Consider the following 22,664-nt stretch of genomic DNA (forward strand, 5'->3'; position numbering starts at 1 on the left):
AATGTAAATGATAATTATGTACCATTTTAAAGATTTTAATTCTCTTAACTTAGATTTATAATATAAAAAAAGGCCTGCACACAGCAGACCTTTTTTCTATCTATTTTGAGAGTTATTTAATGGAAAGAGTATTGTAATCCTAAGGTAAGGGTTTCCTCTTTTTCTAGCTGAATTCCATTCATATCCTGATATACAGGAAATGCGTATTCCAATCCAAATCTCAAATTCTTAAAGCTACCCGTTGGAATATAAGTATTGATTCCAACTCCGGTAGTTATAGATTTAGCGCCTGAATTCTTGGTATTTGCTGCCGGAATCATCATTGGATTTAAACTACTATCATTTCCAGAAATTTCATCGGTTATACTTCCTTCAACTCTTGCACTCATGCTCAGCCATGATGCAGCTTTATAAGCCATCCAAGAATTCAATGTATAATTATTACCAAATCTATAATCTCTATCATTTTCTCCAAATCTTAGAGTACTTTTAAGTTGTGTTCCAAAAGATAGATAATCAGATTGAGCTAAGTAATTAATAGCGATCAATCCATCTAAGGTACCGCTTCCTAATTGCATTGGATAAGGTAAAATTACTTGCATTTTATTAGACATAGCAGTAACATCCTTTACTTCTATATTACCTGTTGGAATAGTAACTCCAAGTTGCGCATGAACTTGCTGGCGATTCTTATTTAAGAGTTGGTACAATCCGGAAATTTTAAGATCACTAAAGCCAGAAGAATTTGTGGTAAAATTCATCCCCATTTTAGTGGAAGCATCCATTTCCTTATCAAGAACGCTAGTCATCACCATAAGTGTCAGTTTATCGGTTGGAGCGTACATTACTCCCAGCATATGCATTTGCATAGTCATCTTTTTAGGAGCCACCATATAGCTATTAAAAACTTCAGAGCTTTTGATATTATCTTGCCCATGTTGAAGTCCTTCCATATTCATATTCATAAATTTATAACCAAACATCCACTCTCCTTTATGGTGTGTATGATCTCCCATTACAGAAATTGGAGCATGCCCATCTGGTCTTGCAGATGTCCATTTTTGAGAATTGGTAGATGGATCTTCTTGCGCTATAGCAATATTTGTAGCTATTACTAGAATAGCTAATACTTTTAATATATTCTTCATTTTAAGGTATAAGTGTTGTGAGCTCGATGCTATTTCGAACTCTATTAATTTTAATTTAAGATGATTAGAAATTAAAATGAAGCGTTGGGCGGATGCTCAAAAGCATTAATCACAGTATACTTGTGGAGATTTAGATCACCCCAATTATCAAGTTTAAAAAAGAGCGCTGTTGCTTCTAAATTAGGATAAGATACATTTTCAAAAAATGCAGGAATAAAGGTTTTACTTAGAGCTATTCCTTTATTATCTTTTGAAGTAGGATTGTCTAATTTATTTAATTGAGAATTCAGAAAACACTTCCCATCACAATGCATTTCTGGTTTGGCTTTATTCACACAATACTTCTCTATTATATAATCTATATTAAGCTCGTAATAGGCAACATTTGCAACTTCATAAGCAGGCCTAAAAAGGAAAGATGATAATAATAGTATAGCGTAAAAAAGTTTCAACAATCAAATATTAGGGATTACAAAGATATTCTATAAATAGGATATGAATGTAACACTAGTAACATTTAGCGTTAATTTTATCTCATAAAACTTATAAGTGAAATCGCAATTAAATTCTTAAATTAACACTTTATAAACCAATTCAATTACATATGAAATTAACGTTAACAGGACTAGTAACTATTTTAATTGTTCAGGTATCATTTTCACAAAAATTAACCGAATCTGAAATAAATGAAAAGGCTTCCATAATTCATAAAAAAGTAATTACCATAGATACGCACAACGATATCAATATTAAAAATTTTACCGAAGAAAAGAATTACACGCAAAATTTGGATACTCAAGTGAATCTTCCAAAAATGATAAATGGAGGATTAGATGTTTCATGGTTAATTGTTTACACCGGTCAAGGTGATCTTACTACTGAAGGTTATAAGGAAGCATACGAAAATGCAATTTTAAAATTTGAAGCCATCCATAAACTTACTGAAGAACTAGCTCCAAATGAAATGGGGTTGGCTACTAATTCCGAAGAAGTACGAAGTCTATTAAAACAAGGTAAAAAAGTGGCAATGATAGGGGTAGAAAATGCCTACCCAGTTGGAGAAGATCTAGCCAATATTGAGAAATTTTATAATCTAGGCGCAAGATATATGTCACTATCCCATAATGGCCACAGTCAATTGTCTGATTCTAATACGGGAGAAGAAGATAATGTTTGGTTACACAACGGGCTAAGTGAAGAAGGTAAAAAAGCGGTGCTTGAAATGAATAGATTAGGAATGATGATAGATGTTTCTCATCCTTCAAAAGAGGCTATCAAACAAATGTTCGAGCTTTCTAAAGCACCTTTAATCGCTTCTCACTCTTCTACCCGAGCTTTATGTGACCATAGCAGAAATTTAGATGATGAACTGTTAATGTTGTTTAAAAAGCATGGAGGAGTTGTACAAACCGTAGCTTTTAGTTCTTACGTAAATACCGAAAAACATAATGCCTATAACGATGCTAAAATGGAACTATTAAAAAAGCACGCAAAGCAAAATAGTTTTACTGTTTTAGAGAGAGATAGCGTCCATAAATTAGACCACAAAGCACAAGAACAATATTATGAAGCTTATCAAAAATTGGAAAATAAAGTTAAGCCAGAATTAGAACAACTTAAAAAAACGGTACCTCCAGTAAATGTTGCAGATTATGTAGACCATATAGATTATTTGGTAAGTAAAATAGGACTTGACCATGTAGGTATTAGTTCAGATTTTGATGGTGGTGGTGGAATTGAGGGTTGGAATGATGCTTCAGAATCTCTAAATGTTACTAAAGAATTAGTTCGTAGAGGTTATACTGAAAAACAGATAGCAAAACTTTGGGGAGAGAATCTTTTAAGAGTTTTAGATGAAGTTGAAGCAGTTGCTCAAAAACTTCAAAAAGTTTAGGAGACATTAATTAGATTTCAAAAAATAAAAAAGCCTGAAGAAATTCAGGCTTTTTTTAGTTTTTTATCGAACCAACTTATTATTTCAGGGTTAATTTTATAATATTTCCAGGACCACCATGACCTTCGTTAGAAATGAAGATCTCTCCTTTAGAATTAAAGGTAACACCTTCAGGCTGCGCAAATTGCTTCTCTTTTAAAACATATAATTTTTCTGGAGTACCATTAGTTGAAGTAATTAAAAGTTTTGGGTTAGAACCTTCTGTAATATATACCTTTCCATCCTTCGGATTAATTGCCAAATCTGAAGGTCTCATTAGTTTATTAGATCTTTTCTCTTCTAACTTGTCGAATACGTTACTATTAAAAGGAATTGTAAAGACAGGATCTTTTTTAAGTGTATTCGTGTTTAAATCAAAAGCGTAAACAGGTTTAAAATCATCTGATGCCTTGTCTTTAATAGCTAATAAAAGCTGATCATTTTTTTTATCATAGCACAATCCTTCAAAATTATATTCTGATTTTAGAGACGTTTTAATTTTAACTGTTTCTTTAGGATCGCTATCAAGATCTTCGATTTTAAATAAAACTCCATCGCTTCTCAAAACATAACAGGTAGTTCCAACCATAGTAATACCTTCATAATCTCCGGAATCTCCAAAATCTATTTTTTTCTCAACTTTTGACGTCTTTAAATTATAGATAAACACTACTCCTTTTTCATCTTGAACACATGCCACTCTATTATCATCTATAAATGAGATCCCGCTAATTTCTTCTAATTCATCTGGCATATCCCATTGTTTAATAATGGTCATAACTTGGGAACCAGGCATGTTTCGCTCTGGAGCGTTACCCCTAAAAGCAACGTATATACCTCCCACTACCATAAAAACTCCTGCTATAATTAAAAGAACTGTTCTTTGCATTTTCATACTGATTTTGATTAGAGCTTTCCAAATGCTGTTCTATTTCTGAAAACTACTTTCTACACTGCAATTTAAAAACAATGAGTATATGAATAGAATTTTGTGTGTCAATATTATTATAAGACTTTAATAAAATTAGTTAAGGACATAATCTTCTAAAACAAGCAAGACTGATATTAATTGTTAATTAAATGTTAATATAGTACTATTTTATACATAGTACTGTAACATTATAAGTTTCTGATAGTCTATTAGATATAACCTTTAAACTTTTAAATCATGACAACTTTATCTAACATCATCGAAAACTACAATTCACAAAAAGTAGGAGTTCTAAGTCATCGTAAAGGATATTTAAACTCAAGCTCATCTGTTCGGGATAATTGGAATAACAGAAGACGATTTGACTACTAATATTTCAACAAAAGAATTCAAATTTGAAGGCATTATTCAACAATAATGAAAACTTTAGCATGATTGACCTAGAAATAGCTTCAAGAAAGATGCTTTTCAACACTGCATCATCAACCAGAAGTTGTTGGAATGGCAGAAGACGTTTTAACCATTAGATAATAATATAATAAATTTTCAATTATGAAAATATTAGAGGGCACCCTAAACGGAGAAAAGAAGAGTATTAGAAAGATCTTTCTAAACTTAAGAGACACTAAACGTGTGAATACTTTTAATAGTAGATGCTACGGTTTTTAAAAATAACTAAAATTAAAATATCATGACAGCATTAGAAAACATCGCAAGCAATCAAAATGTTATTAAAGAGGGTGATCTAACACACCACAAACATTTTTTAAACAGTACGGGATCTACCAGAGATAGTTGGTATAGCAGAAGAAGATTCGGATATTAATCCTTAAACTTCATCAATATGATCAAAAAATTAAAAATCTAGTCGGTTCTCAAGTTTGAAAACCGACTATTATTTTTTATTCTTTCTTATGATATCTTACTAAAAATCTTAAAATTACGTAAAAACCACATTTAGATTTTTTAAGTATTCGTTTATTTGTTCTGCTTAACAATAACTATGCTAGAAAGAATTAAAAATTCTCCCAAATTAAAATGGGTGATCCGAATCATATTGGCGCTTGCAGCCATTTTTGTATTATTTTTTGCTGCTATTTATTTTGGATTATTTGGTAAAATTCCTTCCACCAAAGATCTGAGTGAGCTTAAACAAAATGAAGCTACTCAAGTTCTTTCTGCAGATGGTAACCTAATTGGTAAATACTACATCTTCGATAGGCAGCCCATAACTTATGAGCAAATACCTCAAAATCTTACCAATGCCTTATTAGCAACAGAAGATATTCGATTTTTTGAACATGACGGTATTGATAATCGCAGTTTAATGCGTGTTTTTGTCAAGTCTATATTACTGCAAGATAGATCTTCGGGAGGTGGAAGTACCCTTACATTACAATTAGCAAAGAACCTATATGGTAGAAAAGATTATGGATATTTAGGAATAGTAATTAATAAACTTCAAGAATCTATAATTGCTTCTCGCTTAGAGGATGTATATGATAAAAAGGAAATCCTAACGCTTTATTTAAATACCGTTCCTTTTAGTGATAACACATTTGGTATAGAAAGCGCTTCCATGAAATTCTTTAACAAACATACCAAAGATCTTAAATTGGAAGAATCTTCTGTACTGGTAGGAATGCTAAAAGCTTCTCATTATTACAACCCTAGGCTTTTCCCTGAAAGGAGTAAGCTTAGACGTGATGTTGTTCTTGTTCAAATGAAGAAATATAAATTTATTTCTGAAGAGCAAATGGTGAAGGCTAAGACTTCTCCCCTAGAACTCGACTATCAATATTATGGGCATGATCAAGGTATAGCTCCATATTTTAGAGAGCAACTTAGAAAAGATCTTACAAAGATCCTAGATACTTTAAAGAATAATAGAGAAGAACCTTATAATATTTATAGAGATGGCTTAATTGTTCGAACCACTCTAGACTCCAAAATGCAACAATTGGCAGAGCAGGCTGTAAATAAGCATATGGCAGAACTTCAAACTGCTCATGAAAAATCTTATGGAACTAAAGGCCCATGGATTACTAATAATGCTATTTTATTAGATGCTTTAAAGCGTACAGCGCAATACAAAAAATTGCAAGAGAAAGGACATTCAGATAAAGAGATCTTATCTATTTTAGATAAGAATCCTCATGAAATTGAAGTCTTTAATTACGGTAAAAATAAAGTCATAAAAGGAACTGTTTTAGACAGTATTAGATATTATCAAAAGTTCTTAAACGCAGGTTTCATGGCTGTAACTCCAAAAACCGGTGCTGTTATGGCATGGGTAGGTGGAGTAGATTTTGAACATTTTAAATATGATCATGTTGCACAAAGTAAACGCCAGGTAGGTTCTACCTTTAAACCTATAGTATATACTGCTGCCTTAGAGAGTGGAATTGAACCCTGCTCCTATTTTTCTATAAATGAAGTTACATACCCAGGTGGATGGACTCCAAAAAACTCCGGATCTTATGGTGATGATCCTTTTATGAATTACAATATGAAAACTGCATTGAGTAATTCTATTAATACCATAGCTGTTAAAGTACTTATGGAAACTGGAATTAGCAATGTCATCAACCAAGCTCATAAAATGGGTATAGAATCTGATCTTCCTAAAGTTCCATCAATAGCACTAGGTACAGCAGAAATCAGCTTAAAAGAAATGACAAAAGTCTATACAAGTTTTGTAAATGATGCGAAGCCAAGTACCCCTTATTATATCACAAGTATTGAAGATGGACAAGGAAACGTTTTGGTAGAATTTAAACCAGAAGTACAAAAGTCTCCAGCATATTCTGAGCAAAATCGAGAGATCATGATAGAAATGATGAAGGCTACAGTAAATGAAGGAACTGCAACACGATTAAGATCTACATACGGACTTAAAAATGACATTGCTGGTAAAACAGGGACCACGCAGTCTAACAAAGATGGTTGGTTTGTAGGTATAACTCCAAAAATGGTTGCTATTACCTGGGTAGGAACAGATGACCCTAGAATAGGATTTAGAAATACCAGAATTGGTCAAGGAGCAAATTCTGCTTTACCTGTATTTGCGCTCTTTATACAAGCTTTAAATAAAGATTCAGATTTTGATGGTATTACAAAAGCTAGATTTGGCAGCCCATCGTCTCAGGTAACAGCCATGATGGATTGCGAATCTTCCAGCAGAGACAATTTTTTCAGTAGGATTTTCAATAACCCAGATAAGTCTAAAGTTAAAAAGGATAATAAAAAAGAAAAGAAAGGCTTCTTCAAAAAACTATTCGGTAAAAAGAAGAAAGATTAACATGCAGTTAATTAAAGCTTTCTGCCCAATTTTTAGCTTCTTCTATACAACTAAAAAAAGCAAAAGCATGGTCATACTTATCTTGTTCCAATAATGCTCTTTCTTTTACCTTCGGATTAGTGGAAACTACTGCAAAAGATTTTACCTTTTTCAATATTTTAGAAGAGTAAGCATCTAGGTCTAATATATATTCATTTACTCTATTAGAGATAATTGTAAAATTTTTTCCATCTAATGATCCATTATAGATTTTAGCGTAATTTGAGCTATCTCTCTATCTACGATAGCACCGGTAATTCCTTCAACAATAACATACTTATCGAAGAATTCTAATTTAAAATGCTGCGTAGTTTTAATATTGGTCATAATTTATCTGAATAGTTGATCAAATTTATACGAATAATTCTAAACAATTGTTTGATTGTTTAAAACGTTAAAAATATAATCTAAATTGTTAAAATTTAAGTTCTACTTATTGTTAATTCTTTGAGTAATTCTTATTTAGCTTTGCTATCTACTGTTTTCAAAGGTGATTCAATAAGTTCCATGCAAGACATTTACCATGCCAAGTCTAAAAACAAATATTATCAATAGCCTAAACATATTATGCAGAACTCCTTATACTATCAATTTATAGGTTTCCTTCAGACTCCTTCTCTTTGGAAAAACGAAGAGATATTTAATTTGGAACAGTTTAACACTCCGCAAATTAAGCTATCACCATCTCATGATTTTAAGAGCGTTTTGCCGGAATTAGACACCCAATATGTAATGGGAAAAAGAATGGAAATCTTTTTTAAAGAATTTATCTCTCTTTCTCCTACTTATAAAATATTAGCGAGCAACCTTCAAATATTTAGGAAAAAAGTAACACTTGGGGAAATAGATTTTATACTTCAAGATCTGCCCTCACTTCAAATTATCCATTTAGAACTGGTTTATAAATTTTACATCTACGACCCATCAATACCTAATGAAATAGACAGGTGGATAGGTCCAAATAGAAAAGATACCTTACAACAGAAAATAAATAAATTAAAATCAAAACAGTTTCCATTAGTAGAAGCCGATGAAACGCGCTCAGCATTAGAGAGTTATCAAATTGATATTTCCAAATTAGATCAGAAAGTTTGTTTCAAAGCCAAGCTATTTGTTCCAAAAGAGATGTTAGAGAATGGATTTCCATTTATAAATAATGAATGTATTGAAGGCTATTACTTAAAATCAAAAGAATTTGAAACAAAAGAGTATAGTGCAAACCTCTACTTTATTCCGTCAAAACGTAATTGGCCCGTTCATCCAAAACACAATGATCAATGGTATTCTTATTCAGAAATTCAGGAAGAACTATCAAGGTCACTTGAAAAGAATAAGTCTCCACTAATTTGGAGAAAAATAAGTGAGGATACTTGGGAAAGTTTTTTCTTAGTCTGGTGGTAAGAAAAAACTATAATTGGCTTTGCTATTTTATTTAAAATAGTTGTGATAAAATGTATCTGTTTTGTTGTTACCAATTAACTTTGCGTCTTAAAATTATCGTCTGCAAATGAACTCCAATACCCAAGAAGCTATTAAAACATCTTATTTAAGTATTGCTGGTAATTTGGCACTAGCAATAATTAAAGGTGTTGCCGGAATATTTGGAAATTCATATGCTTTAATTGCAGACGCTATAGAATCTACCACAGATGTATTCTCTTCACTATTAGTCTTACTAGGTTTAAAATACTCAAGTAGACCTCCAGATGAAAATCATCCCTACGGACATGGAAAAGCAGAACCTCTTATAACATTTATGGTGGTAATGTTCTTGATAATTTCTGCAGCCATCATCATTTATGAGAGCATACAACATATCAAAACTCCGCATAAGGTTCCAGAGCCTTTTACTTTGCTGGTCTTGGCAGGAATTATAATAACAAAAGAGATTTTCTACAGATTTGTATCGAAGAAAAGCGAGCTCACCAATAGTACCTCGCTTAAAGCGGATGCTTGGCACCATAGAAGTGATGCAATTACCTCGTTAATGGCATTTATTGGTATTACCATAGCCCTATTAATGGGAAAAGGATATGAGACCGCAGATGATTGGGCCGCCATATTTGCTGCCGGTTTCATTCTTTATAACGCTTACCTAATACTTAGACCTGCTCTGGGAGAAGTGATGGATGAACATATGTATGATGAAATGATCGTGGATATTAGAAAAGTAGCAGAAGAGGTACCGGGAGTTGTAGAAACCGAAAAATGCTTTGTCAGAAAAACAGGAATGATCTATCACGTAGACCTTCATATTGCAGTAGCAGCCGAAATTACTGTTAAAGAAGGGCATGATATTGCTCATGAAGTTAAAAACGATCTTTTACAGGAATTACCAGAAATTGCAGATGTACTTATACATGTGGAGCCAGATGATGAATTATAAGAGAGATAATTTGATTTTAAACTTTTTAGATAGACTAGGAAATTTATCTTCTGATAGTAATTCTAAGTAAAATTTTTCGCAAATTTATTGCTTACTGAATTTACAAATGCAATAGTCTTAATCGGCTAAAGATTAATTATATACTTAAATTAAAATGGAATCAAAACTAGCAGTTCTAATAGACGGTGACAACATACCTTCTGCTTATATAAAAGAAATGATGGAAGAGATCGCTAAATATGGAAATCCAACTATTAAACGTATTTATGGCGACTGGACTAAGCCTCATTTAGGGAAATGGAAAAATGTGCTTTTAGAAAATGCTATCAATCCAATACAGCAGTATGGGTATACACAAGGTAAAAATGCAACAGATTCTGCAATGATCATCGATGCAATGGATATTTTATATTCAGATAAAGTAGATGGTTTTTGTTTAGTTTCTAGTGATAGCGATTTTACTAGACTTGCAACAAGATTAAGAGAGGCAGGAATGAATGTTATTGGGATAGGAGAGAAAAAAACTCCCGAACCCTTTATAGTAGCTTGCGATAAATTTATTTATATCGAGATCTTGAAATCTCAATCTAATAAAGATTCAGAATCTACAGATACTAAAGATAAAGCAGAGAAAAAGAACGAGGTAGATAAGATCACTCCTAATGTTATAAGATTGATTTCGAGCACTATTTCTGACCTTGCTGATGATGATGGATGGGCATTTTTAGGAGATGTGGGTGGATTATTACAAAAAAAACAACCCAACTTTGACTCAAGAAACTATGGCTTCCAAAAGTTAACTCCAATGATTAACTCTATCAATAAATTCGAGATCGAATCTAGAGAGAATCAAAAAGGGAGATTTAAGCTTATATACGTTAGAAACAAAATGTAAATTTTGGATTATGAGATCTATCAAAAAAATTTATTCTGCAGAATGCCGTCCCATAGCAGATTTAATTACCTACTCCCCTATGCCAACGAGAGATCTGGAAATGATAGATCCCTTTTTATTTATAAATCATCACGGGCCGCAAACCTTTGGCGCTTTAAATAATGGATTACCCTTTGGTCCTCATCCTCATAGAGGTATGGAGACCGTTACTTTTATAATTGCAGGAGATATTGCCCATAAAGACTCTAATGGCAATGAGAGCGTAATTTTTAGCGGAGGAATACAATGGATGACTGCCGGCAGCGGACTTATACATACAGAATTATCTTCTGATGATTTTAAGAAGTTTGGAGGAGATCTGGAGATATTGCAATTATGGATTAACCTACCTGCCGCATTAAAAATGACACCTCCACAATATAAAGGCTTGCAAGAAAATAAGATACCTGTGCTCTCTCTAGATGAAGGCAAAGTTAAAGCTAAACTTGTTTCTGGTAAATTTGAAGATCACGATGCCGCCTTCAAAACTTTAACTAATATCAATTTAAGAACATTTAGCATTAAAAGATCTGGAATTTTAAAACTGAATATTTCAGTAGAAAATAATATCCTATTCTATTTGATGCGTGGAGAACTAAGAGTTAATGGAAGTTTGGTTACGGACCGTCAGTTGGTAGATTTTGAAAATGATGAAACTCAATTATTAATTGAAGCAACAGAAGATTGTTTGCTACTCTTTGGTGACGCTAAACCATTTAACGAACCCGTGGTTGCCCGCGGGCCGTTTGTAATGAACTCTCTGGAAGAAATAGACCAAGCATACACAGATTTTCAAAATGGAAAACTAGGTAGCTGGCATTGATCATAAACTTAATGTCTTCCTTTAAGTGTTTTCTCTATATCCTTAAGGGTGAATCCTTTGGCTTGCAATAAAATTAGATAATGAAATAAGAGATCTGAACTTTCATTTAAGAAAAGATCATCGTTATTATCCTTTGCCTCTATAACAGTTTCTACTGCTTCTTCTCCAACTTTTTGAGCGATCTTGTTCATTCCCAAATCGAATAGTGAGACAACGTAACTCGAATTTTCTTCTTTTCTAAGTTCCGGAGATACCTCACTGGTTTTCTTGCGTTCTTTGATTATTTCTTCAAGTTCAGAAATGAACCCAAAATTAGCTTCATTTTTTTCTCCCCAACAAGTATCTGTACCTTTATGACAGGTTGGACCTTGAGGCTTCACCATGATCAAAAGACTATCATCATCACAGTCATTTTTAATAGATACCAATTCCAGAAAATTTCCGCTTTCCTCGCCTTTGGTCCACAATCTATTCTTACTTCTGCTAAAAAATGTAACTTTTTTTAATTCATTGGTCTTTAAAAAAGCTTCCTCATTCATATAACCCAACATCAAAACATTTTTAGTTTCCTGATCCTGTATTATCGCCGGCACTAAACCGTCGCCATTTTTATTAAAATCGATATTCATAATTATAATTTTATCTTATCTTGATATTAGTATATGGTTATTAACACTAGAGTCTAACAGCAATTCCATTTTTTCTAAGTTCTTCTTTTAGATCCACTATTTCAATTTCTTTAAAATGAAATACGCTAGCTGCTAAAGCTGCGTCTGCTTTTCCAATGGTAAAAGCATCAGAAAAGTGCTGTATATTTCCAGCGCCGCCTGAAGCTATAATTGGAATATTCAGTTCTTCAGATAATTTTGCTAAAGCTTCATTAGCAAACCCATTTTTAGTACCGTCGTTATTCATAGAGGTGAACAAGATTTCTCCTGCTCCTCGCTTTTCAACTTCCCTAGCCCATTCAAACAGATCTAGCTCTGTAGGTACCTTACCTCCCACCAAATGCACTATCCATTTATCATCAATCATTTTAGCATCTATTGCTACGGTAATACATTGACTTCCAAATTTTTGAGCTAGCTCATTTATAAGATCTGGATTCTTCACGGCGGAGGAGTTTATAGAAACCTTATCTGCTCCGTTTTGTAATAGAATATCTACATCTTCAATAGAAGAAATTCCGCCGCCAACGGTAAACGGAATATTTACTTCTTTTGCCACGTTAAAAACAAGGTCTGCCAAGGTTTTACGTCTCTCTTCTGTAGCAGATATATCTAAAAATACTAGCTCATCTGCCCCAGCTTTTGCATAAATCTTAGCTAACTCTACAGGATCTCCTGCATCTCTAAGATCTACAAAATTCACCCCCTTAACGGTTCTACCATTCTTTATATCCAAACAAGGAATTATTCGTTTTGTAAGCATAGTTTAGTATGAGTTCATGATATATTTTTCCAACTGCTTCATCTCAATTCTACCTTCATAGATAGCTTTTCCAATTATAACACCCTCACATCCAATTTCCTCTAATTGAGGAATTTCATCAAATGTAGAAATTCCACCAGATGCGATAAGATTTAGCTTGTTTGATCCTTCTAGTTCTGGAGAAGATATTCCCATTTCAATCCCATTAGTTTGGGCTAAAATTTTTTTATAAAGTTCGAATGAAGGTCCCTGCAACATTCCATCTTTTGAGATATCTGTACAGATCACATTTTTAACTCCTAATTTTTGAAACCTTCTAATAAATGGGATCAATTCTTCCGTAGATTCTTCTGTCCATCCGCTTATAGCCACTTTTTCATCATTTGCATCTGCACCTAAGATAATCTTATCAGATCCATATAAGTTTAACCAAGAAATAAAAGTATCAGGATCTTTTACCGCAATACTACCTCCTGTTACTTGCTTCGCTCCACATTCAAATGCTACTTGCAGGTCTTTATCAGATTTCAAACCACCGCCAAAATCAATACTTAGCTTAGTTTTACTGGCGATCTTCTCCAATATCTTATAATTGACGATGTGCTTGGATTTGGCACCATCAAGATCCACTAAATGTAGATGCTTAATTCCATAAGACTCAAACTGCTTAGCAACCTCTAAAGGATTTTCGTTATAAATTTTCTTTGTATTGTAATCACCCTTAGAAAGTCTTACACATTTTCCATCTATTATATCAATGGCAGGTATTATTCTCATTTTTGTTTTTTTATAGGTCTAAGAAATTCTTTAAAATTTGTTCTCCTGCATCGCTACTCTTTTCTGGGTGAAATTGAACCCCATAAAAATTATTTTTCTTAATTGCTGTGGTATATTCAATACCATAGGTAGAACTAGCAATAGTTTGAGCGCATTCTGCCACGTAATAACTATGTACTAGATACACAAATTCATTTACCTTAACATTTTTAAAAAGCTCCGATTCTAGATTAAATATTGTGTTCCAGCCTATTTGAGGAACTTTTAGCTGATTTGAGAACTTGATAACTTCTGCATCAAAGATGCCTAAACCTTTTGTATTTCCTTCTTCTGAAGTATTACACATTAATTGCATTCCTAAACAAATTCCAAGTACAGGTTGCTTTAAATTGGGAATTTCTAGATCTATACCGGTAGATCTTAACATTTTCATTGCACTGCTCGCCTCGCCTACTCCCGGAAAAATCACTTTGTTTGCAGCCTTAATTTCAGCTATATCACTAGATAGATTAGCTTCCAGACCTAATCTCTGAATTGCAAATTTTATACTCTGAATATTTCCAGCACCATAATCTATAATAACGATCTTTTGATCTTGATTCATCTGTGGTAATTTTAACTCCTGTTATAACATTCCCTTGGTAGAAGGAAGAATCATTTTATTTGCATCTCTTTTAACAGCTACCTTAATGGCTTTTGCAAAAGCTTTAAAAATTGCTTCGATCTTGTGATGTTCATTAGATCCTTCAGCTTTGATATTTAAATTTGCCTTTGCACCATCTGTAAAAGATTTAAAGAAATGATAGAACATTTCTGTTGGCATCTTACCTATCATCTCTCTCTTAAATTCGGTTTCCCAAACCAACCAGTTTCTACCACCAAAATCTATTGCTACCTGAGCCAGGCAATCATCCATTGGTAAGCAAAATCCGTATCGCTCTATACCCAGCTTGTTTCCTAAAGCCTGCGCAAATACTTCTCCTAATGCAATAGCTGTATCTTCAATAGTATGATGTTCATCTACTTCTAAGTCTCCTTTTACAGCTACCTCAAGATCCATATTACCATGACGCGCTATTTGATCTAACATATGATCAAAAAAAGCAATACCCGTAGAAATCTTACTTTTCCCAGTACCATCAAGATTAAGTTTAATATGGATATCTGTTTCATTGGTCTTTCTAGTGATCTCTGCAGATCTATCTTTCAATTTCAAGAATTCATAGATCTCTTTCCAGCTAGTACTTCTTAAAGCGATAGTGTCTTCTATTTTTGAAGTATCATTTTCCAATTCATTGGTAGCCAGATCTGCATGAGAATCTATAAAAATTCCCTTCCCTTTAAAATTATAAGAGAACTCCATATCCGTCATCCTATCACCAATCATAAATGAATTTTCTAGATCATAATCTTTATTGCCAAGATATTTAACTTCTAACAATCCTGTTCGAGGTTTTCGAGTTGGAGAATTATCTTTTGCAAAAGTTCTATCCATTAAAATCTCTTTGAAACTGACACCTTCATTCTCAAAGGTTTTAATTACAAAATTTTGAATAGGCCAAAAACTTGTTTCTGGATATACTTCTGTACCAAGGCCGTCCTGATTGGTTACCATAACCAGCTCATAATCTAGCTCTTTTGCAATTTTGGAAAGATAATATAGAGCTTGTGGATAAAACTCTAATTTTTCGATGGAGTCAACTTGATAATCGTCTGGCTCCAAGATCAAGGTTCCATCACGATCTATAAATAACACTTTTTTCATATTCTTAACTCATAAATCTTCAATTTAAATTGAAGAGGGATTTGTTTAAACAATTATTTCACTAATCTAACTCTTTAAGAGCATCGATTAGCTTCTTATTTTCTTCGCTCTTACCAATAGTGAACCTTAGAGTATTATTACAAAGTGGCTGTGTAGTTCTATTTCTAATAACTATGCCTTTATTTATTAACTCATTATATCGTTGCGTAGCATTGTCTACCTTTACCAAAACAAAATTAGCGTCTGTAGGATATATCTCATTGATAAATTTGACCTGAAGTAATTCTTTAATCAATACTGCTCTCTGATCTATTAATGAGGATATTTCTAATTTTACTTCTTCTTTGCTCAAAACTCTCTCTAACGCTCTTTTCTGAGTGAGTTCATTTACATTATAAGGTGGTTTTATTCTATTTAAAATTGTAATAATTTCTGAAGATGCGTAACATATTCCCAATCTTATTCCTGCTAAACCATAGGCTTTAGACAAGGTTTGGGTAATGATCAAATTTGGATAATTCTCCAATGATAATAACCAACTTTCTTGGACTGCGAAATCTATATAAGCTTCATCTATTACAACAAGTCCAGAAAAATCAGTTAAAATTCTTTCTACTTTATCCTTAGAAAAAGAATTTCCCGTTGGGTTATTTGGAGAGCATAAAAAAATGATCTTCGTATTTTTATCTACAGAATTTAATATCTCATCTACATTTGGCTGAAAACTATCATTAAGTAGAACTTCTCTATTTTCAATATTATTAATATTGGCAAGCACCGAATACATACCATATGTTGGAGGAAGACTAATTACATTATCCATTTTAGGCTCACAGAAAGCTCTATACAACAGATCTAAAACTTCGTCACTTCCATTCCCTAGTAATATTTTTGAAGTATTTATACCTTTTAAATTACCTATTGCCGCTTTAAGATCTCTTTGTTGTGGATCTGGATATCTATTAACATCGGTTTGAAATGGATTTTCATTAGCATCCAAAAAGACCATTTCAGATCCTGTAGCCTTAAATTCATCTCTAGCAGAAGAATAAGGGTTTAATTTTGCCACGTTTTCACGAACTAAATTATTTAAATTGAATTGCTGCATACCTTATTTTAAATCGTTTAACCTTAAAGTAACGGCATTTTTGTGCGCTTGCAAACCTTCTGCTTCTGCCATAATCTCTATTGCCCTACCAATATTTTTAATACCCGTTTCATCAATTTTCTGAAAGGTCATACTTTTCATAAAACTATCCAAGTTAACTCCGCTATACTGCTTTGCATATCCGTTGGTAGGTAAGGTATGATTGGTTCCACTGGCATAATCTCCTGCGCTTTCTGGAGTATATTTTCCAATAAAAATAGAACCGGCATTTTCCACACCATCTATAAAAAAATCCTCTTCTTGGGTATTGATTATAAAGTGTTCCGGACCGTATTCATTAATTAGCTCCAAAGCCTCTTCATTACTAGTTACATATATCAATTTAGAGTTTGCAATAGCTTTGCTCGCAATATCCTTTCGAGGCAATTGTTCTAACTGCTGTTCTATTTCAATCTCCACCTTATCTATTAGCTCTCGAGAAGTAGACACTAAAATTACCTGACTATCTGCTCCGTGCTCTGCCTGACTCAGAAGATCTGAAGCTACATATGCCGGATTAGATAACTTATCTGCTACTACTAAAAGTTCAGATGGCCCTGCTGGCATATCTATAGCTACATTGTATTTCGTAGCTAGTTGTTTAGCAACGGTTACAAACTGATTTCCTGGTCCAAAAATTTTATAAACTCCAGGAACCGAATCTGTTCCAAAAGTTAATGCAGCAATGGCTTGAATTCCTCCTATCTTAAAGATTTCGGTTACACCACATAGTTTTGCTGTATAAAGTATGGCCGGATTTATATTTCCCTGTTTATCTGGTGGTGTGCACAGCACTATTTCTTTACAGCCGGCAAGTTTTGCTGGAATAGACAACATAAGAATAGTTGAGAATAACGGAGCACTACCTCCAGGAATATATAAACCTACCTTTTGAATAGGTCTTTTTTCCTGCCAACATTTTACTCCATTAGAAGTCTCGACCTCTATCTTTCCTGTTGTTTGTGCTTTGTGAAACTTTTCAATATTACTTTTTGCAAGTAAGATTGCTTGTTTCAGCTCATCAGTAATTTCCTTTTCTGCGTTGTTTATTTCACTTAAAGTTACTTTTAGATCTTCTAGCTGAATTCCATCAAAGAGATTCGTGTATTTCTTTATTGCCTCATCTCCCTTACTTCTAACTTCTGCAAAAATATCAGTAACCGTAGCTTCAATATCTGCAACGGTTTGGGTAGGTCTTTTTAAAATATCTGCCCAATCTGCTTTCGTTAAGTTATAAATCTTTTCCATCGCTTTTATATTACCATTTTTTCGATTGGAGCAACCAAAATTCCTTCAGCACCATTCTCTTTTAACTCATCTATCACCTCCCAAAAACGTTCTTCTTTAATTACGGTGTGTATTGAACTCCATCCTTCTTCAACCAATGGTAAAATTGTAGGACTTCTCATTCCGGGAAGTAATTTTAAAATGTTATCAATCTTATTATTAGGAGCATTTAATAAAATATACTTAGACGTTCTTGCATTCAAAACAGATCTTAATCTGAATTCTAATTTGCTAAGAATCGCTTTGCGCTCTGCCGAAATCTTAGGAGATATTGCTAGTACCGCTTCACTCTTTAACATCACTTCCACTTCTTTCAGATTATTCTTAAAAAGTGTGCTTCCGCTAGACACAATATCGCAAATAGCATCTGCCAAACCTATATTTGGAGCTATTTCTACAGAACCGTTAATAATATGCAATTCTGCACTTATACCTTTTTCTGCTAAGAAATTCTTAACGGTATTTGGGTAAGAAGTAGCTATCTTTTTTCCATTTAGATCTTGGATATCCTGATATTTCATTGATTTTGGTACCGCCAAAGAAACACGACATTTTGAAAATCCTAGTTTATCTCCTCTTAGAATGTCATCACCCTTTTCTATTAGTACATTTTCTCCTAGAATAGCTATATCTACTACTCCATCTCTAAGATATTGTGGAATATCTCCGTTTCTTAAATACATAACTTCTAAAGGGAAATTTTGAGCAGATGCTTTAAGTTGCTCTTTACCATTATCTATAGATATTCCTGCCTCTTTTAAGATCTTTAAAGAATCTTCATTAAGTCGACCTGATTTTTGAATTGCTATTCTTAATTTTTCTTTACTCATTTTTAGTTTTTTTTTGAATTGGTAGTTTTAGTTTAATTAAAATGAGCAGTTACAAAAAGGAAATAAAAAACCCGTTTGAACTACTCAAACGGGTTTTTGAAAATATGTAATACTACAACATATCAAATTCACCTCGCCTGAGCGCAGTAATGAAAATGATGATGATGTAATTGTATTGTTCTCATTTGTGTTACAAATCTAAATATTTATTTTAAATTTCAAACTAGCTTTGCTAAATTTTATGATTTGTTCCTATTAATTATTTCCAAGAATTATTGGTAATCCGCTATCACCAGATCCAATAACTATCACTTTAGCATTTGGAGATTTAGATAATTCCACCGTTGCCTGTATCCCTTTTTCTCTAAGAATCTGGTCATTTAAAGACTCACTCAAAATTCGGTTGGCTTTGGCTTTACCCTCAGCATCAATACGTTGTCTTTCTGCTTCTTGTTGAGCTTTGGTTAATCTATATTCATACTCTAAGGATTCCTGTTCTTGTCTTAATTTACGTTCAATCGCCTCTTTAATATTTTGAGGAAGAGAAACATCTCTTACTAGAACTTCATTTACCTGAACGTATTGATCTTTCAACAAAATTTGAGTTTCATCGAAGATCTCTTTTTGAATCGCTTCTCTCTTACTTGCGTAAAGTTGCTCTGGTATATACCTTCCTACTACTGCTCTAGTTGCAGATCTTACCGCAGGTTGTAATACTCTTTTTACATAGTCTTCTCCTTTTTCTTGATGCAAAGCGCCTAATTTATTATAAGTTGGCTGAAACCAGATAGATGCATCAAGTCTAATCTCTAAACCGTTTGAAGAAAGCACTTGCATTTCTTCATCTAAAGATTGTTGTCTTACTTCATATATAAAAACTCTATTCCAGGGTGCAATAATATTAAAACCTTCACTTAATGGAGGTTCATCTGTAACAACACCATCATCAAAAGTTCTATAAAGAACCCCAGCCTGACCGGAATCTATTGTTACAGTAGATTTAGCAACTATTATGATTAGAATTACTAAAATGATAAGCGCAGGTATTCCAATTTTTGGAAAATTATTCATAAGTAAATTTTATTATTTATTATTAAATTAATCCGATATATTTTCTGGTAAACCACTCAATTCCAAGACTTAAAATAAGTATAGTTAAGAGAATTTTCCAATTGATTAAAGATACAATATTTATACGGCTTTTCTGCACGCTTACGAAGCGTTTCTCCTTTAAAAGCTGATGTTTCCAAGTTTCATAGTGATCAGTTGTATAAGCAACACCAAGATTATCGTGAGCCAATTTTTTAAGTCTATTAATATCTGCACTAGTAAATTGTTCTTCTACATTATATTCAATGATAGTGAAGGATTTCTCTAAACTTAACCCAGATTGCAGTTCATTTAAGTAGAGCGAATATGCTCCAGGAGGTAATTGTGAAGCATTAAAAACGTATTCATTCCCGCGCAACACCATAGCAGATTCTAAAATCTCACCAGAGTTATTTATTAATTTTAAATTAAGTTCTCCCCCTGCATCAAATTGAAAATTCTTATCAAAATAAAGAGCAGAAAATTGAATATCTTCATTCTGCTTATAAGATGACGCTACCTCAATATCTAGTCTTTTCTTATTGGAGGTAGAAGATAGATATTGAACAAATTTTCCGAAAAAAGTATCAAAAGCTTTAAAATCTCCAGATTTTACAAAAGATTGAGTTCTCCATTTCCATATATTCTCTCCTAATAAAATTCCATGTTTCTGATTATCACTGAGAAATGTAAATAATAAAGGTTCTTGAATTTCTATTCCATCTATTGCCTTAAACAATAAAGTTTGATAGTTCCTATTTTTGAAATTAAGTCTTCCAAATTTATCTTCTAATGGCGGAAAAGAATTAAAATCAATATCATCAAATTGAAATTGTGAATAGCTATTATTATATATTGATTGGTAATCCTGATTTTGATTAGAGAAAGCTTTGCTGATAAAAATATCCATAGAATTTAAGAATCCCCAGTCAGTCTGAACTCCGGTAATTAACAGATTATTAATTTTCTTTTCCTCAATTTCCTCAAAGAACTGCTTAAATAAATTATTTGGCTGGTATAATATAACTAGTTCAAATTCAGATAATTGAGTTTTATCTAAATCTTCAATAGAACTAATTTTGACTTTTCTCTGTGGATTACTTTCAATAGATCTTTTTAACATTCCAAGATCTGGGTGTAGTACCGAGCTTACTATAAGTATAGAAGTACGTTCATCTATTACCTCCAACGCAAAATTTTGAATGTTATTGTTGAAATTCTTTTCTTCTGATATAGGCTCTAAACTAACTTTATAAATATGAGTACCAATACTCTTAGCGTTCATATTTAAAGATATCACCTTAGAAGATTCTCCTTTATTAAATTGTATTATTTGGCTTTTTAAAACCTTCTCTTCAGAAGTTACAGTAAGAGTTGTAGTCATTGAATTCTCCCCGGAATAATTTATAATTAGTTCAACCGGAAACTCATTGTTCAAAAACGTGTACTTATTTACATTTAAATTCGAAATAAATAGATCTGGGCTGGAGGTAGTATCTCCAACAATAATAGGATAAACGGAAGTGTTAGCTTCTGCTTTAAAATAACTGTAATCTTCTCCTACAGTTTGATTGCCATCTGTAATTAATACTATGGCAGAATTACTCTGGTTAGTAGTTTTATTTACCTCTAATAATGCTTTATTAATATTCGTCTGATGTTCTTGGAAGCGCAAAGAATCCTTGATAATTAAATTTAAAGATTCTCCAAAGCTAAAAGATCTCAATTCAAATTTTTCACTGATTTCTTTATCTTTTATGATTTTATTATAAAATGAGGAAACTATTTCTACTTGTTTAAGATGCGCTATAGATAAAGAATTATCTACCAATACATCTAATCTAGGCTTTACGATTTCAAATTGCTCGTCTACAACCTTTGGATTTATTAATAGCAAGAGCAAGGTAAATATGCTTATAAAAGATAAAGTTGATAAGAAATATAAACTAGCTGATCTTTTATTATTACTATAGAAGTACTTAAAAAAAACAAACCCTAGTGCGAAGATCGCGGCTAGGGCTATAAATAAAATAGTAGTTAATGACATCTACCTAAGTTAACATTCCTCCATTAACCTGTAAAACCTGCCCTGTAATATAATTGCTGAGATCGCTTCCAAGAAAGACACATGCATTTGCAATATCTTCCGGGCTTCCTCCTCTTTTTAATGGAATAGAATCTCTCCAGCCTTGCACCGTCTTTTCATCCAACTTATCTGTCATCTCTGTTTCAATAAAACCAGGTGCAATTATATTAGTTCTTATATTTCTAGAACCTAATTCTAACGCCATAGATTTTGAAAATCCTATAATTCCTGCTTTTGAGGCCGCATAATTAGACTGTCCGGCATTTCCTTTAACTCCAACTACAGAACTCATGTTAATAATACTTCCACTACGTTGCTTAAGCATGGTACGTTGAACTGCTTTAGTCATATTAAAAACTGACTTCAGGTTCACATCTATAACCTGATCAAAATCTTCCTCAGACATTCTCATCAGAAGATTGTCTTTTGTAATTCCAGCATTATTTATCAAAATATCTATCTGCCCAAAATCTGCAGCTACATTTTTTATTAACTCTTGCGCTTCTTCAAAATTGGCTGCATTAGATTGATAACCTTTAGCTTTTACTCCAAGAGCGGTTAATTCTTTTTCCAATTCATTAGCCGCACTTACAGAAGATGCATACGTAAAAGCTACGTTAGCTCCATGTTTAGCGAAAACTTCAGCAATTCCTTTTCCAATTCCTCGGCTTCCTCCGGTAATTATGGCGTTTTTCCCTTCTAATAATTTCATTCTTATTACTTCTTTGGTTAGTTCTATCTCCAAATGATCTCTTGG

23 protein-coding genes are annotated in these 22,664 nt (G+C 32.8%); 7 read left to right on the plus strand and 16 right to left on the minus strand.

The window, feature by feature from the left end; all coding sequences use genetic code 11:
* Positions 1–116: 116 nt before the first annotated feature.
* A complete protein-coding gene (locus tag P163_RS14865; protein ID WP_034892975.1) occupies positions 117–1,148 on the minus strand; it encodes a transporter in 1,032 nt (343 codons plus the stop codon).
* Positions 1,149–1,219: 71 nt separating this feature from the next.
* On the minus strand, positions 1,220–1,600 hold the full coding sequence (locus P163_RS17955) for a hypothetical protein (RefSeq protein ID WP_051931261.1): 381 nt from the start codon (positions 1,598–1,600) through the stop codon (positions 1,220–1,222).
* 152 nt (positions 1,601–1,752) lie between these two features.
* Between P163_RS17955 and P163_RS14875 the strand changes: the two genes are divergently transcribed.
* Complete coding sequence (locus P163_RS14875; protein WP_034892978.1) at positions 1,753–3,042, plus strand: dipeptidase; 1,290 nt, start codon at positions 1,753–1,755, stop codon at positions 3,040–3,042.
* 79 nt (positions 3,043–3,121) lie between these two features.
* Here P163_RS14875 and P163_RS14880 read toward each other — a convergent pair whose 3' ends face one another.
* Positions 3,122–3,970, minus strand: coding sequence for an SdiA-regulated domain-containing protein (locus P163_RS14880; RefSeq protein WP_034894466.1), 849 nt, complete (start codon positions 3,968–3,970; stop codon positions 3,122–3,124).
* A gap of 733 nt (positions 3,971–4,703) precedes the next feature.
* Between P163_RS14880 and P163_RS18740 the strand changes: the two genes are divergently transcribed.
* A complete protein-coding gene (locus P163_RS18740) occupies positions 4,704–4,838 on the plus strand; it encodes a hypothetical protein (RefSeq protein WP_262489659.1) in 135 nt (44 codons plus the stop codon).
* A gap of 177 nt (positions 4,839–5,015) precedes the next feature.
* The gene (locus P163_RS14885; RefSeq protein WP_034892981.1) at positions 5,016–7,313 is read left to right on the plus strand and encodes a penicillin-binding protein 1A; all 2,298 of its coding nucleotides are present in this window, start codon (positions 5,016–5,018) and stop codon (positions 7,311–7,313) included.
* Between the two features lie 7 nt (positions 7,314–7,320).
* On the opposite strand, the gene P163_RS18375 is transcribed toward P163_RS14885, so the two are convergent.
* Both P163_RS18375 and P163_RS18745 read right to left on the minus strand, forming a co-directional pair.
* Positions 7,321–7,467, minus strand: a complete 147-nt coding sequence (locus P163_RS18375) for a hypothetical protein (RefSeq protein ID WP_156100720.1) — start codon at positions 7,465–7,467, stop codon at positions 7,321–7,323.
* Between the two features lie 77 nt (positions 7,468–7,544).
* The gene (locus P163_RS18745) at positions 7,545–7,679 is read right to left on the minus strand and encodes a hypothetical protein (RefSeq protein WP_262489660.1); all 135 of its coding nucleotides are present in this window, start codon (positions 7,677–7,679) and stop codon (positions 7,545–7,547) included.
* A 240-nt stretch (positions 7,680–7,919) separates the two neighbouring features.
* Between P163_RS18745 and P163_RS14890 the strand changes: the two genes are divergently transcribed.
* From P163_RS14890 to P163_RS14905, 4 genes are all read left to right on the plus strand, one after another.
* Positions 7,920–8,753: a DUF1853 family protein gene (locus P163_RS14890; RefSeq protein ID WP_034892984.1), complete on the plus strand. Its 834-nt coding sequence runs from the start codon at positions 7,920–7,922 to the stop codon at positions 8,751–8,753.
* Between the two features lie 106 nt (positions 8,754–8,859).
* Positions 8,860–9,738 (plus strand): cation diffusion facilitator family transporter, encoded by an 879-nt coding sequence (locus P163_RS14895; protein ID WP_034892989.1) that lies wholly within the window; start codon positions 8,860–8,862, stop codon positions 9,736–9,738.
* A gap of 154 nt (positions 9,739–9,892) precedes the next feature.
* Positions 9,893–10,633: an NYN domain-containing protein gene (locus P163_RS14900; RefSeq protein WP_034892992.1), complete on the plus strand. Its 741-nt coding sequence runs from the start codon at positions 9,893–9,895 to the stop codon at positions 10,631–10,633.
* 10 nt (positions 10,634–10,643) lie between these two features.
* Positions 10,644–11,495, plus strand: coding sequence for a pirin family protein (locus P163_RS14905; RefSeq protein ID WP_034892996.1), 852 nt, complete (start codon positions 10,644–10,646; stop codon positions 11,493–11,495).
* 8 nt (positions 11,496–11,503) lie between these two features.
* Here P163_RS14905 and hisIE read toward each other — a convergent pair whose 3' ends face one another.
* The 11 genes from hisIE to fabG all read right to left on the minus strand — a co-directional run bounded on the left by hisIE (position 11,504) and on the right by fabG (position 22,619).
* Complete coding sequence (gene hisIE / locus P163_RS14910) at positions 11,504–12,124, minus strand: bifunctional phosphoribosyl-AMP cyclohydrolase/phosphoribosyl-ATP diphosphatase HisIE (protein WP_034892999.1); 621 nt, start codon at positions 12,122–12,124, stop codon at positions 11,504–11,506.
* A 46-nt stretch (positions 12,125–12,170) separates the two neighbouring features.
* On the minus strand, positions 12,171–12,926 hold the full coding sequence (gene hisF, locus P163_RS14915) for an imidazole glycerol phosphate synthase subunit HisF (protein ID WP_034893002.1): 756 nt from the start codon (positions 12,924–12,926) through the stop codon (positions 12,171–12,173).
* Positions 12,927–12,929: 3 nt separating this feature from the next.
* Positions 12,930–13,703, minus strand: a complete 774-nt coding sequence (hisA, locus tag P163_RS14920) for a 1-(5-phosphoribosyl)-5-[(5-phosphoribosylamino)methylideneamino]imidazole-4-carboxamide isomerase (RefSeq protein ID WP_034893005.1) — start codon at positions 13,701–13,703, stop codon at positions 12,930–12,932.
* Between the two features lie 10 nt (positions 13,704–13,713).
* Positions 13,714–14,307: an imidazole glycerol phosphate synthase subunit HisH gene (gene hisH, locus P163_RS14925; RefSeq protein ID WP_034893008.1), complete on the minus strand. Its 594-nt coding sequence runs from the start codon at positions 14,305–14,307 to the stop codon at positions 13,714–13,716.
* A gap of 21 nt (positions 14,308–14,328) precedes the next feature.
* Positions 14,329–15,468 carry a bifunctional histidinol-phosphatase/imidazoleglycerol-phosphate dehydratase HisB gene (hisB, locus tag P163_RS14930; RefSeq protein ID WP_034893011.1) on the minus strand — a complete coding sequence of 380 codons (1,140 nt, stop codon included), beginning with the start codon at positions 15,466–15,468 and terminating at the stop codon, positions 14,329–14,331.
* A gap of 61 nt (positions 15,469–15,529) precedes the next feature.
* A complete protein-coding gene (gene hisC, locus P163_RS14935; RefSeq protein WP_034893014.1) occupies positions 15,530–16,576 on the minus strand; it encodes a histidinol-phosphate transaminase in 1,047 nt (348 codons plus the stop codon).
* Between the two features lie 3 nt (positions 16,577–16,579).
* Entirely contained in the window at positions 16,580–17,863 is a 1,284-nt protein-coding gene (hisD, locus tag P163_RS14940) for a histidinol dehydrogenase (RefSeq protein ID WP_034893017.1), read from the minus strand.
* 5 nt (positions 17,864–17,868) lie between these two features.
* Positions 17,869–18,732, minus strand: a complete 864-nt coding sequence (gene hisG / locus P163_RS14945; protein ID WP_034893020.1) for an ATP phosphoribosyltransferase — start codon at positions 18,730–18,732, stop codon at positions 17,869–17,871.
* A 255-nt stretch (positions 18,733–18,987) separates the two neighbouring features.
* The gene (locus P163_RS14950; protein ID WP_034893024.1) at positions 18,988–19,803 is read right to left on the minus strand and encodes a prohibitin family protein; all 816 of its coding nucleotides are present in this window, start codon (positions 19,801–19,803) and stop codon (positions 18,988–18,990) included.
* A gap of 22 nt (positions 19,804–19,825) precedes the next feature.
* Positions 19,826–21,868 (minus strand): vWA domain-containing protein, encoded by a 2,043-nt coding sequence (locus tag P163_RS14955; protein WP_034893027.1) that lies wholly within the window; start codon positions 21,866–21,868, stop codon positions 19,826–19,828.
* A gap of 4 nt (positions 21,869–21,872) precedes the next feature.
* Positions 21,873–22,619, minus strand: a complete 747-nt coding sequence (gene fabG, locus P163_RS14960; RefSeq protein WP_034894468.1) for a 3-oxoacyl-[acyl-carrier-protein] reductase — start codon at positions 22,617–22,619, stop codon at positions 21,873–21,875.
* Between the last annotated feature and the right edge of the window lie 45 nt (positions 22,620–22,664).

Source organism: Gillisia sp. Hel_I_29, from assembly GCF_000744275.1.
GTDB lineage: Bacteria > Bacteroidota > Bacteroidia > Flavobacteriales > Flavobacteriaceae > Gillisia.